At 35.3% G+C, this 13,947-nt stretch carries 11 protein-coding genes and 1 pseudogene; 6 read left to right on the top strand and 6 right to left on the bottom strand.

Features of this window, described 5'->3' with window-relative positions; translation table 11 throughout:
- Positions 1–137: 137 nt before the first annotated feature.
- Positions 138–425: a helix-turn-helix domain-containing protein gene (locus UABHE_RS11430; RefSeq protein ID WP_372370413.1), complete on the bottom strand. Its 288-nt coding sequence runs from the start codon at positions 423–425 to the stop codon at positions 138–140.
- 191 nt (positions 426–616) lie between these two features.
- On the opposite strand from UABHE_RS11430, the gene UABHE_RS11425 reads away from it, so the two are divergent.
- From UABHE_RS11425 to UABHE_RS11400, 6 genes are all read left to right on the top strand, one after another.
- Positions 617–880 carry a hypothetical protein gene (locus tag UABHE_RS11425; protein ID WP_372370412.1) on the top strand — a complete coding sequence of 88 codons (264 nt, stop codon included), beginning with the start codon at positions 617–619 and terminating at the stop codon, positions 878–880.
- 4 nt (positions 881–884) lie between these two features.
- A complete protein-coding gene (locus UABHE_RS11420) occupies positions 885–3,938 on the top strand; it encodes a CHC2 zinc finger domain-containing protein (RefSeq protein WP_372370411.1) in 3,054 nt (1,017 codons plus the stop codon).
- A 344-nt stretch (positions 3,939–4,282) separates the two neighbouring features.
- Positions 4,283–5,218, top strand: a complete 936-nt coding sequence (locus tag UABHE_RS11415) for a tyrosine-type recombinase/integrase (protein ID WP_372370410.1) — start codon at positions 4,283–4,285, stop codon at positions 5,216–5,218.
- On the top strand, positions 5,203–6,099 hold the full coding sequence (locus UABHE_RS11410) for a tyrosine-type recombinase/integrase (RefSeq protein ID WP_372370409.1): 897 nt from the start codon (positions 5,203–5,205) through the stop codon (positions 6,097–6,099). Before UABHE_RS11415 ends, UABHE_RS11410 begins: the two co-directional genes overlap by 16 nt.
- Positions 6,100–6,251: 152 nt before the next feature.
- Complete coding sequence (locus UABHE_RS11405; RefSeq protein WP_372370408.1) at positions 6,252–7,313, top strand: RHS repeat domain-containing protein; 1,062 nt, start codon at positions 6,252–6,254, stop codon at positions 7,311–7,313.
- Positions 7,310–8,323 (top strand): leucine-rich repeat domain-containing protein, encoded by a 1,014-nt coding sequence (locus tag UABHE_RS11400; protein WP_372370407.1) that lies wholly within the window; start codon positions 7,310–7,312, stop codon positions 8,321–8,323. Before UABHE_RS11405 ends, UABHE_RS11400 begins: the two co-directional genes overlap by 4 nt.
- Before the next feature lie 619 nt (positions 8,324–8,942).
- On the opposite strand, the gene UABHE_RS11395 is transcribed toward UABHE_RS11400, so the two are convergent.
- The 5 genes and pseudogenes from UABHE_RS11395 to UABHE_RS11375 form a co-directional block, all read right to left on the bottom strand.
- Entirely contained in the window at positions 8,943–9,305 is a 363-nt protein-coding gene (locus UABHE_RS11395) for a hypothetical protein (protein WP_372370406.1), read from the bottom strand.
- 104 nt (positions 9,306–9,409) lie between these two features.
- Positions 9,410–10,252 (bottom strand): annotated as a pseudogene (locus UABHE_RS11390) (RHS repeat-associated core domain-containing protein); the annotation flags it as partial.
- A gap of 330 nt (positions 10,253–10,582) precedes the next feature.
- Positions 10,583–11,299 (bottom strand): transposase, encoded by a 717-nt coding sequence (locus UABHE_RS11385; RefSeq protein ID WP_372370405.1) that lies wholly within the window; start codon positions 11,297–11,299, stop codon positions 10,583–10,585.
- 658 nt (positions 11,300–11,957) lie between these two features.
- Positions 11,958–12,674: a pentapeptide repeat-containing protein gene (locus tag UABHE_RS11380; protein WP_372370404.1), complete on the bottom strand. Its 717-nt coding sequence runs from the start codon at positions 12,672–12,674 to the stop codon at positions 11,958–11,960.
- Between the two features lie 294 nt (positions 12,675–12,968).
- Positions 12,969–13,793, bottom strand: a complete 825-nt coding sequence (locus tag UABHE_RS11375) for a hypothetical protein (RefSeq protein ID WP_372370403.1) — start codon at positions 13,791–13,793, stop codon at positions 12,969–12,971.
- Between the last annotated feature and the right edge of the window lie 154 nt (positions 13,794–13,947).

Genomic DNA, 13,947 nt, shown 5'->3' with positions numbered 1-13,947 from the left:
AAGCAGCGTAAGAGATGAGGGTAGGTCCCTCGTAATCGATTTGCAGGAATAGGTTACAAACCACCGTAAGCGGCTGTCGAAATTTTGGTGACAGACTGAATTTGTATAAATTCAGTCTGTTTTATTATTTTATATACTTAGTTATGTTGTATGCCTACTTTTTCACGAATTTCCTTAATTGCTTCCCAAAGGTCCGCAATCTCATCTTTTTTCCTTTGCATTTTCGACCTGCCAAAAATTTCATCTACAATTTCTAATTTTTTAGTTAGCTCTATCAAAACATAAGCAGGCGGTGTAGTTTTATTTCTTTCCCAAGCAGAAATTGCAGAAGAGGTAACTCCGAACTCATCGGCCAATTCTTTTTGCGATATATTTTTATCTATTCTTGCCTGCTTTATTAATTTACCTAGATTTAGTTGACTCATACCCGCCTCATTCATTTTATAATTTTTTTTTCGATTTTAAATTGACAAATAGGTAAATAAATTTATAATAAACTCAATATTTAAACCAAAAATCGTTTTAAAATTGAATTAAATAGCAAGAAATAACCTTTTCAATCTGGTTAAAGTTTGGCGACTCCCCAGAAAGAAAAGGCACTAAAAGGAGCTGTATAATGTTAGAAACATTAAATACAAGCGACCTTTGGCTAGGAGGCTATATTCTGAGTGAATCAGACGCCGAGCTAAAGGACGTACAAGTATCATTTGAAGGAAGAGAAAGTATACTTTTCAACTTACAAGGAGAAAATCTAAGTGAGTTAACAAAGTCGTACTACAAACAAGAAGCTTTAGCAAATGTAGCAGAACTGCGTAACAAACTCAACTTCCTTCGTGACATAATATTCGAATCCCGTAGACAACGAAAAATAGGGAGATAGAGATATGTCAGAGACGAAGAAAGTATACAAAACACAAGCGAAAAAAGCAACAAAAAGTTCAGTAAATAAAGCTGCTGTAGTCCGTGAAAAACGTCGTCAGGTGGCGTTAACAGCTTTTTCGATTAACGAACTAGTGAAACGCTTACAATTACAAAGAGATAGCAAAGCTCTCTGTCCAAAATGCAAACAACGAGATACGTTAACAATCGGTAAACACGAATTCAAATGCAAATCCTGCAAACAAAAAGGCCACACAATAAAGCTGGTCAAACTTACACTCGGTATTTCTGATTGGAAAGCAATTGCTTATATTGAAAACCTAGCAAAAGAAAAAACAGCTAAGACACAACCAACAACAAAGCCAAACCTCGAAACAAAACCAACTCCAATCTCAATTCCAAAAACAAACATCCCAATTCGATCAAGTAACAAAGAACGCATACAAAAAACCAAACAACAAAACAAAATAAGCGACATCGTAACAAAGTACACAAATGCGTCATTCAAAAAAACAGGAAACGCAATACTATGCCGCTGCCCGTTTCCAGACCACGAAGACAAAACTCCTTCGTTTAGCGTCAACGATAAAAAAGGCGTATTCAATTGTTTTGGTTGCAGTAAAAACGGTGATGTAATTAGTTTCGTGCAACAATACAAAAACTGCTCATTCAAAGAAGCACTAAACCTACTAGATCCAATTCCTCTAGCTCAAAAAGCAACCGTTTTTCGTACAATAAGCAAATCACAATTAATAAAACGCTGCGTAAATATCTTCGAGCAAACCCTACAACAAAACCAGCAAGCGCAAACTTTCTTACGTGACAGAGGAATATTCGATGGCAACATGGCGCAATATTTTTCTATCGGCTATGACGATGGCGCGATTAATCAACTACTACAACCAGAACATGTCACCACTTTAAGCGAAGTTGGTATCATAAACGGCAACGAAAAATGCCGTTTTTATCGCTCACTAACAGTGCCATTGTGGGACGCTGAGGGTAATGTTGTTAGTATCTACGGCAGAAGAATACAGCAAACAAAAACAAGCGGTAAACATCAATTTTGCAAAGGCAATTTTTCTGGTTTGTTCAACGCTACTGTTTTTAAGGCAGTGAGCGAAGTGATTTTGACCGAAGGTGTGATCGACGCTCTTTCGCTGTGGACGCTTGGTTTTGAAAACGTTAGTTGTATTTTCTCTGCTTCAAATATCCCAAACTTGCTAATAGATCAGCTAGTAAAACACCAAATTCGAAGAGTATATCTAGCCTTCGACAATGATTCTTGCGGCAATAAAGCTTGCATAAATCTACAACAAAAGCTGCAAGCTTTTTCGATAGAAGTTATGCGCATCGAGTTTCCAGAGGGAATTAAAGATGCCAATGAACTGTTGGTAAAATACGGCAAACCCAAAACCGCTGAGATTTTTTCCTCTTTACTAGAAAAAGCCAAACCACTGGTAAAAAAAGAAAACATCCCACCACAAAAACAAAACGCTGGGAGTAACTTGCAAATTCAGTGGAGCAAACGCCAAGGCAGGGCAACAGGCTGTTTGGATTACGAGATAGAACTTATCGCACGCGAACGAGGAGCGATGCGCGTTTTAATAATCGCAACCCACAACAATAACTCACATACAGATAAGCTAGATCTATTCCGCAGCCAAGCAAGGGCAAGCTTTGCCAACAGCGCCGCACGACGTTTTGATGTGGCAAGCGCGCAAGTAGAAAACGAGCTCGAACAAATACTGCTTTACCTAAGAAAACTACCAGGCGAAGCGTTGGGCAAATCGGCGTCGATGGAGGAATACGTTACCACTTACACAGCTAAGGAACGTAAACAAGCACAACAGTGGCTGGCAAGCAAAGGCTTTTTCGAAACAATTCCCTACGACTACGATTTGATAGGCTATATCGGCGAGAAAGAAGCGAAGCAGATAGCCTATTTATCAGCGTCATCACGCAAACTGAGTAATCCAATACCACTAATAATTCGCGCTACCTCAGCCGGAGGAAAAAGCGCCTTGATGGACGCAACAGCCAAGTTAATGCCCGACGAAGATGCGCTGTATTTATCTGAAATATCCAAACAAGCACTCTATTATATGACCACCGACAAAATCCAACACAAGCTAGTAATTATCGATGAAAGAAAAGGAAGTGAAGATGCGGATTACAGCATCAGAACATTATTATCGCGCGGAATACTAAGAAAAGCGGTGCCATCACGAGAAGTAGACGGCGAGATTCGCACCGTAATCAAAGAACTACACGGCCCGATAAGCTATATGGAATCGACGACAGACGTAAATATCCACCCTGAAAATGAAAACCGCTGTTTAACACTATATCTCGATGACTCACCACAACAAAACAAGCGCATTCACCAAGCACAGCGCCAATGCTTCACCGCCGAGGGCCGAGAAAAACAGCGCCAATCAAAAGAGGTAATCCAGCGCCACAAAGTAGCGCAAAAATTGCTAAAACCATGCCTAGTAGACATCCCCTATGTCAATCATTTAACCTTTCCCATAACCTGGTGTAGAACGAGACGCGACCACCAGAAATTCTTGTGGTTACTGTCAACAATAGCTTACTTACATCAATACCAACGCAAAACTTATGTAGAAAAAAACGACCTAGTCGTGGTCTCAGAACTGGAAGACTACGAAATCGCCTACAAACTAGCACCTTTGGTACTAAGACCATCGGTAAGTGACCTAACCGACAAACACCACGAACTTCTAAAAGGAATCAACGATTACGTAGATCACAGAGCCACAGCAGAGCGAAAACTAAAAACAGATGTCATCTTTACGCGCTCAGAGATCGTGCGCACGATGAAGTGGCAAATCCATCAAATAAAAAGCTATCTACCGAGATTAGTAGAGATGGAATACCTGTTAGTAGTAGGAAGTATGCAAAAAGGCGCGACGCACAAGTATCAACGTAACTACCAAGTTCCCGACGAAGGTAACCCAATGACCTGGCTAATACCACCTGACAAATTACAAAACACTGTCGAAACGACACAAGAAAGCCAAGTGGTAGAAAACTAGTAGTTTCTACTTTTTGCTAGAAATTACAAGGGTTATAGATAAGTAGTAGAGTAGTCGGACTGGAAGTGGCATTTCAAAACGGCGACTCTACCCGCTAAAAAAAAGTGGAAAGAATTTCTCCCGAGAGATACCCCTAGCACACAATTCTACTCAAAATAACCAAGTGGTAGAAAAGTGGTGATTTCTACTTTTCGTTAGAAACTACAAGGGTTACAGATAAGTAGTAGAGTAGTCGGACTGGAAGTGGCATTTCAAAACGACCACTCTACTCACTAAAAAAAAGTGGAAAGAATTTCTCCCGAGAGATACCCCTATACCTCACAACCAACAAAAAAGGGAAAAAAATGATAAGTATAAACGATGCAGTCGTAGACTTTTTAATAGAATGCCAAGTAAAAAGCTTCTCCAAAAGAACAATACTCTCATACAAATCGTCGATGAAAAGATTCCAAGAATACACCAAACAACAAGGCATTGAGGAAGTAAGTGATATCAACAAAAAAACAATAAGCAATTACCAACATTACTTACAAGCTGAATACATCGGTAAAACAGGAAAAAACCTAGCAACAAGCACCAGATGCCAAAACCTAACCTGCCTAAAATCGTTCTTTAACTATTGCAGCGAACAAAACTATACAGTACGTAACTATGCTGAAATAGTAGTACTACCCAAAATCCCCAAAAAACTACCAAAGGGAGTACTAAGTAAACAACAAATAAAAAAGCTACTAAAAGCTCCCGACATCAAAACCCTAAAAGGCTACCGCGACAGAGTGATCATGGAAACATTCTACGCCACCGGAATACGTCGCCAAGAATTAGAACATGTAACAATAAAGGACTGCTATCTAAAAGAAAGGCAACTCTTTATAAATAAAGGCAAAGGAAACAAACAACGCTGGGTTCCACTAGGTAAAAAAATCACCAACATACTAAAAAAATACTTAAAAAACATTAGGCCAAAACTAGTAAAACAAAAAACCCACGACTTCCTAATAGTAGGCGACAAAGGCGGCCCAATGCGCGGCTACCGCATGCATTACATCATAGCAAAATACTTCAAAATGCTAGGAATAGAAGGCCACTGCCACGGACTTCGCCACAGTTGTGCCACTCATCTGTTAAAAGGAAAAGCAAACATAAGAGTGATCCAACAAATACTAGGACATACCTCACTATCATCAACACAAATCTACACCCACATAGACATCTCCGACCTAACAAAAGCAATAGACAAACATCATCCACGGGAGGACATGGAATGCAGCGAAAACTAGAAAAATGGGCCTTAGAACAACGATCCCAAGGCAAAAGAACCAAACTCTCTCTAAAAAAAATCCTAAACTGGATAACAAGGTTCGTAAATTATATGAAGCAAAACCACAAAATAACTACATTACAAAAGCTAACAAAAAAGGTAATGACAAAATACTTCACAAACAATTTTAAATCCCAAGCAACAAAAGAAATAGAATACTACTACCTAAAATCGTTTTTCAAATGGTGCATAGAAAACAACCATCTAATAAGCTCTCCCATCGACAAAATAAAAATAACAACCACAACAACAATAAAAAATAGAGCACTAACTAAGCAACAAATAGCAACAATAATAAACCAAATCACAACAGAAGATTTTTATGGCATACAAAACAGATGCATAGTAGAATTATCTTACGCAACAGCCATAAGAATCAACGAACTAATACAACTAAACACCGAAGACATAGACCTAGAGAGTAGAAGAATAATCATAAAACACGGCAAAGGCAACAAACAAAGAATACTACCACTAATCGCCACAGCCGTAGCTTGGCTAAGAAAATACCTAGCTAAAGCAAGAGCAAAGCTAATAAAAAAAGAAAAATGCCCAGCTCTCTTCATAGGAAAAGCAGGAGGAAGAATAAGCGCATCCTACATAGACAGACTAATGAAACGCCTAAGAGAAAAAACAAAAATACCAGGAATTTCCATACACGCTCTAAGACACAGCTGTGCGACACATTTATTACAACAAGAGCTAAACATAGTCTACATACAACGATTACTAGGGCATCAGAATTTAGCCACAACGCAAAGATACTTAAGCGTCGATAACGTCTTACTTAGAAAGCAATACGTAAAAGCTCATCCTAGAGACAAAATCGACATAAATTAAGCATAAATCCAAGACGTTCATCTACGCAAAAAAAAGTTGAGAAATCAGGAAAAGGCTCGCGAAGTAAAACTCGCTGAGCCTTATTTTTTCTACATTTGTTTTTTTAAAACGAAAATTGCAACGCGATAGTTGGAATAGATGAACACCTCCAAATGCGGGTTTTTAACGACGAGAATACAGGAGAATTCGAAGAGCTATATTTTCACGAAAACGCGCGCGGGGACGTTGTTGCTTTGACGAACGATGTTGGTGATATTGCACTGGCGTTGGAATACAGTAGCTATGGCGTACCGTATGTTGTCGATGACGCTGGAGAACTTGAGGAATTCGGTGATTTTGAGAGTGTAGTTTATGGTTTTCAAGGGCGAAGAATAGATGAAGAGACTTCGCTTATGTATTTTCGAAATCGGTTTTACAATCAAGAGCTTGGTAGGTTTTTGCAGCGCGATCCATTGGGATATATCGATAGCTTCGGGCTTTATGAAGCTTTTGGAGGAAGTTCTTACAATCATTTAGACCCTTTTGGTCTGTATAAAATAATTTGGAATGGGGCTTGGACTGCTGTAGAAAAGAAGACGATTAAAGATTATTTTGCGAAAACAAAAACAAGAATTGATACGTTCTTACTTCCAAGTATAGAACGAGAAAAAATATATCTTGCTAGGGTTGGCGCAACTGATCCTTGTGCAAAAGAGTTATATAACCAACTAACTTTTTTGGAAAACATTTTACAAAAAATGTCAAAAGAATTAAATAGTAAAACTGAAAAATTAACCTTGGGCAAGAGTATGTTAGGACAAGGGGTATTTGCACGAAGAGTTAGAGTAAGTAATGCTTTTGGAATGGAATTTTATGATTCAATAGAGGTTAATGTTTCTCCTAAAAGTAAAATACCTGGCCCTAGAAATATGAACTTTTTTCTAAACACAAATGAAAATACTAAATTAGATTCTATATTTCATGAAATATCTCATGCGGCAGCGGAAACTATTGACCTTGATCCTAACTCATATAAAGATCCACATCAATTTGGGAAGTTAGCATTCATGGATTTACGACATTCTTTAGATTTTCGAAACCCAGATGCTGGAACATGGGAAATATATAATCAAGATTACCGTGCAGCACGAGTTATATCTGCAGCTAAAAATCCCAGTACGAACTGGGAAATTACAGTTCGAGCATCTTCTGGAGGAGGTAGGAGAGCAAAGTGAATAAGAATCGGATAGTAAAGTTGTGTATATTTTTTCTTTCTTGCTGTATCGTTTTTTTTATTATTACAATAATAATACTTTTTGCAGCGAAAAAATCTATTTTAAAAAAATATACAACAGGAAAATGCCAAATTCGTGCATTTTCCATTAATTCCCTGAAAATATATAGTACTGTAACTTTTTTTAATACAAAAAACTCTACATTTGAACAAGAACCTGTTATTTGGAGTATTAATCAGTGGAAATCTGTGAAATTTACCAAACAGGACTTTGAATATTTAATATTTTTAAAAGGAATTACTTTTTTGAATCTATCTGAGGCTGGTATTACTCAATTACCTCAAGATATATTTTATCTGAAAAGTTTGACTCATCTACGTTTAGTTGGTAATAAAATAGTAACGCTTCCCATGGAAATTGTAAGTTTGCAAAATCTTTCTACTCTAAATTTACAAAAGAATCAAATTAGCGTATTTCCGTTAGAAATTTGCGAGTTAAAAAAACTTTCGATACTAGATATCGATCATAACAAAATAGCAAAAATTCCGCGAGAAATAGAACAATTGAAAAACTTATCTAAACTTAGTTTTATGTTTAATAGGGTACAGACATTACCAGTTGAAATATTCAATCTTAAAAACCTTATTTCTTTGACTGTGAGCATGAATAAGATAAAGATACTTCCTTCGAAAATTAAATATCTCAAAAAAATCCAAGTGCTTGCAATAAGTGACTGTCAAATAAATGAATTACCACCCGAGATAGGACAACTTGAGAATTTGAATCATTTTAATCTAGGTGGTAATAAAATAAATGAATTACCACCTGAGATAGGCAAGCTTAAAAAGCTTATTACCCTAGATTTAAGTAATAATAGAATAAATATGTTACCTTCTAAAATAAATCAGCTTACTAAACTATCGAGAATTAATTTACGTGGAAATAGCATAAGCAATAAAAAAAAAGAGGTAATAAAGTTGTTGTTGAATAAGTGTACTATCTACTGGTAGTTTGGAATTGTTGGTGCCAGACGGGCGCATGTAACAAAAGGTGGGGGTTAAAATATAGCTCAGAGAAATAACTTGAATTAGTTATGATTTAATCTGACACTTTTGAAAAAATGGATATAGGGTGAAATTAAACATTTAGAGTAAAACAGTCACGCTGGTTATTTTTCGTAGCCGTGCTATTTACAATAAAATAGCCTTAGATACTGGCATTTATACTCTTAACGTAAATTTACGATTAAGAGTATAAATATTTGATACTGTTTAAAAACCTTTTTGGTTTAAAAGTATTTGCCATAAAAAGCTCTTTTTCAGTCAACAAAAATAAGGATTTTCAAATTCTCGTGACTGATCTGCCCTAAATGTTTAATTTCACCCATATAATAAAACAACCATTTTGAAGGAGCGTCAACATGACCAAGAACCCATTGCAAGTTTTATGGGGTACCGCCAGGATTGCTGCGAAATCCTGGCGGTACCCCATAGTGAACCTGTAATGTGAGCATAGCGTTTTTGAAATCGCGCTATAATTTGAGCACAAAAACGCTATGATTCTGAGCATTCCCATTTATGATTGTGAGCAGCTACACTAATCACTACATGATATGGACTACCGCCGGTTTTAATCAATATCTTCAGATTTAGTAAATATATGTTCCAGTAAAGGAATACTTTCTTGAGAGCTAGACAAAGAAGAACGAGATACACTGGAATAAATAGAACCAAAGGGTTTCAAGCACCATATAACGCTCGAAAATTGGTAATTTTTTTCAGATTTGATATTGTATTTATACAAAAACTTGATTACAAGAAGATGATCTTTAGAAAATGTAAGTTGTTTATATTCAATTTTTTCATCGATGCTAGGAGGTATTTCTTTAACGACATCACAGTATGCCTTGTAGTAAAGAGCAAAATAAGAACAACTACAAAAAAAGATAATGGACATCACGGCAATAAGAGGTAAAAATATTTTATTAAACATTATGAATTCCCAAAATTAAACATAAATGAATTTTACTACTCATTTTCAATACATCATAAAGTACAAACATAATTATCAGTTTATACTTTATGATGTGTTGAAATTTATTTTTTTCTTCGAAGATAAACATCATTTTTTGTTTTATACTTGCGATGAATATATTCACTTTTTGCAATTGTAAAGTGCGAGCCTATACCATTTTGTGATGCGACATATCCATCTCCTTTTTTATTAGTAAATAGATAGGTTGCTGTATGTTTAAATTCATTTTTTGAAGTAGCAAAAATAATTATATCACCCATTTTTGCATCTTTTCTTCTAGATGGAACTATTTTTTTCGAGCTTAGAGCATCATAAATTTGTTTCATAAAATTTCCACCACCAGAAAGATCATAATTTTCGTTTCTAAAGCCGAGCTGATTTAAACTGCTTCCAGTACAATCAAATTCTACTGGTCCTTCTTCATTTTTTATTTTTTTAGCGTTCTTTAATATTTCTTCTGTTGTTTTAAAGAAGGGAGATGCATATCCTTTCTTATCAGCTTCATACTGTCTTTTTAAAGGTTTTTTTACAGTTTTTGGCAGGAAACTTTTTATAGGTGTTAACTGTCCTTCTTGGAATAATTTTTTAGTGTTATTTGATATTTCTTTAACATCAACATTTAATGCTTTTGCTAAATCTTTGATAGTTTCACCTTTTTCTTTTTGAATAAAAATCTCGTGTTCGCCGCAAGCTGGGCATTTATTCATAGCTCTATTTCCATCCATAACAATTTCTACTTTTCCAGATGGATCTCTAAAAGCATAAGGATTACTACCAAAAGCTTCATAAAGCCCGAAGCTATCGATATATCCCAATGGATCGCGCTGCAAAAACCTACCAAGCTCTTGATTGTAAAACCGATTTCGAAAATACATAAGCGAAGTCTCTTCATCTATTCTTCGCCCTTGAAAACCATATACCTAGTTTTGGTGTCAGACTTAGCGTGGACGACAATCTAGTTTAGAAATGTAGCAAGATGACAAAAGTATTAAAGAAAGTATTCAGTGACAGACTCATTACGGTCTAAAAAGCAATGATATTTCGATATAGGTGAAATTTTGGAATTGTGATAAAAAAAGTATTTGAAATAAAAGACTGTTGTACGGAAAAAATTGCAATTAAAGCAAGTAAGTGTGAAGTGTTTTTCTCACTTGAGAAATGAAGGCAGACTTTGGTTGTAGTCGATTCCTATCGTTATAAAAATCTAAATATCAAGTATTGAATTTAAACTGGATTTAGGTTTTAAATCTTCTCAAACAAGATGTACTCTGATCTAAAGTGCAGCATTTACGTTTTTGGTAGTATTTATGAGAGGTATATTTACTAATAACATCTTTTATAAAAGACTCTGAGCCAAAAATTAAACCATATGTCATTTGAGGTTTTTTGGTAAGTAACCCTCTCTCTTTCATTCTTTCCTCCATCATTTCAATGTACTTTTTTTGCCTTTGCTTCATGGTTTTACCAAGATTCATATAAATTTCATGATAGTCAACATCGATAAGCCCTTCACCTGTTGTGTGCTGACTGTAGCTACTCCATTTCCACTCTTTTGGATGTTTGGTAACGTTGTTCCTTGTCATGTTAAGTTCAATATAAAATATTGTATTAAGTAGCTGATTTTCGGAGTCAATAATAGTCGAATAGAACCTTTCGCCCCAAAAATGTCCTGTGCGTTTGTGTCTACGGTTGTAGTTTTTTGCGTACTCTCCATTGATATATTGCATTATCTTTGACAGATTGTCTTCTATTGGAGTTGATATTAACAAATGGGTGTGGTTGCTGGTTATGCAGTAAGCGTGTAGCTTAAAAGAGTATTTTTCGCGGGCTTTTTCTATTACCTTTAAATATTCTATGAAGTCCTCATCTTCTTTAAAATAGAAGTTTTTATTATTACATCTTGTTGTTATATGAAATAAACCATTGACCATAGATATACGAATCGGACGCATTTGTTCTCCTTTGTAAAATGACTTTTGATCCTATCATTTTACCGATTCTTTCGACAAAATATCCTAATTACATCATTGATTAATCTATTAAGTTATTGTTATGGAGTATTTTATGGTATTCGCGCTTGAGTCTGGCACTAATTTGTAAGTACTTAGTCAACGACAAAATAGCAAGTGGGTGGATTTAATTACTTTAGTAGTTGTGTGTATGGTCTTTATTTTTATTCGAAATACAAGTGCATCCAAAAGACAAGATGAAAAAAACTGAATATAACTGAATATTAGACTCAAAAAGCGTATAATTTTGCACACTTTTTTGTTAATTTGTATCAGACTGAACAATAGTCAAAAAACGGTGACAGACTCAAGAAACCGTGACCCAAAATTTTTAAAAAACATCAACTCCATTTAACTATGTCTATTCCTGCCGCATCAGGATTAATAATATCAAATGTCTCTATGCTTTTAGCTTTTTTCTCTCTTACTTTTTTTGTAGGATTCATAGTTGTACCTCGCTTATATTTTATGGGTTAAAATTTAAATTTTAACAATACAGCGAGGTACTTTGCACTAACTATTCTATTGTGATTCAGTTTCATGTCAAAAAAAACTAATGCCTCATTAGCTACCGCTAACACTAATTAACCACAATGATCGCCTAGTAGTATTCTTTCATCCATTCATACCATGACTCATAGTCGGCTTCCGGATGTTCTTTCCTCCATTCATGCCATAATTCATAGTTGATTCTCGATAACCCATCCCACCATTCCATCAGTTTTGGGTTTAGCTTGCGAATTTTTCTAAGAAAATCTACATTAAATCCACGGATTCCAAGAAGATCTTTGCATTCCGCTAATTGGCGATACGATATCGGACAGCGAAAACAGGCAAAACTCATTATAGAATTCTTAAGAGTCGTTTTTTTAAAAGATGTGTCTTCGAGAATAGCACTTACTAAACAAGCGGACTCTAAGTTAACGCGATGCAATTCCGACCTTGTAAATTGACATTTGGACATTTTAGCATTATTGAAACGGACTCTTTCTAAATATGTTGATTCAAAGCGAGCAGAATGTAAATCAGCTGCGGTAAAGTTAACTAAGAATATTTTGGTGTTGTTAAAACAACATGAGGATAGATCAGCTCTTGCAAAGTTTATGTTGGATAAAGTCATATCGCTAAAATTTTGGGAGCAAAGTTCTAATTCACTTAAATCGACGTTGGAAAAATCTCGATGATTGGTTTGTAAAAGTTTATTTATAGCTTTTTGGCGTTCTTTTTTTGTTGATTGAGTTTCCTTACTAATAATGTTTAGGCACTCTTCTATTGAGATTTTATTGTTTTTCGTTGTTGTGAAAAACTTTTTGAACATAAAAATTTCCTTATGCTGCGTAGGTTGGGTTAATTTTTAGAAAATGATTATATCAGTAAAACCCATACCTCGTCCTGGTTTTAGCATATACTTATTTGTATACCGTTAAAGTCGATCGTCTATGAATATTTGATTTACAATGTAAACGACTCGTAATTCCTAATTGTACTATGAAAAGGGATTTGTAAAGTTATTGAAAAGAACAACTCCAATAAAGGAGTTGTTCAAGAATTGTTTAACTTTTACAATCTTCTAGTCTTATTAGATTTTGATTACGCTCAATTTTCTCCGAAACTAGCGGATGTTGATACTACTAATACCATTATTGTTTATGTGAAAATATTCGATTTGCGAACCGTCTAAATTCGCCTTTTTTATTGCTTTGCCGTTGCTCCAATAAATCTTATTGTCGCGAATGCTTAGGCTTGACAATACTCTTGACGATTTTTTGACAACAGTTTCTACGCCTTTTGCTGTTTTACGCTTGAGACGATAAGTCGGGTTGGTATCGAAATCGATATCCTCAGACCAATAAATATTGCCGTTATTGTCAATGGCGATATCGACAATATGATTGTTTAGATCTGATTCACTATGAATATTCTCAATCAAACGTCCATGCCAGTCTCTTCTTTGAATATGAGTCGTTGAGGTTTTGCCATCGTGATAGCGCCAATAGATTTCCAATGTTTTGGAATTGATGACAATATCGTCAACAAAATCAACATCTACTATTTGTTGTAAATTCCCATCCAAGTCAGCAAAAAAAACTTGATCGTATGACATAACCCAAATCAATCTGTCGTTTTTGCCATCAACACACAAATCGCGGATAGAAGAAACGTCGCTAAACACTGTTTCGATTTGCGAACCATCTAAATTTGCTTTGTAAATCGTAGATGTATTTTTGGCTTCAGAGTAAGAATTCCAATATATTTTCTGATTTGTATGATCAACAGCCAGTGTTTCTAACTGCGAATTTTGATCACCGGAAATCAAAATATTTTGTGCATTTTTACTATTGTGAAAATGACCTATCGCACTGTCATTTTCGATATAAAAAGCTTGCTGGGTGAAGCAAAATGTACACAATATAAGTATCAATGAATATATTTTCAAATAATAGTACCTTAAATTTTGCGAACGAATGAAAACTGTTGTTTTGGGTATAGTTTTCAATCTTGAAGTAGGTGCGTAATTGAATATTAATTGTAAAGTCTTATGAACAGTAATTGCCAGTAAAAAAAAATTTTTTAGGACCTGTCATTCGGTC

Origin of the sequence: Candidatus Uabimicrobium helgolandensis, assembly GCF_041508025.1 — a bacterium.
Taxonomy (GTDB): domain Bacteria; phylum Planctomycetota; class Uabimicrobiia; order Uabimicrobiales; family Uabimicrobiaceae; genus Uabimicrobium; species Uabimicrobium helgolandensis.
Note: the sequence above shows the minus strand (reverse complement) of the source record. Positions and strands in the feature narration are given on the sequence as shown.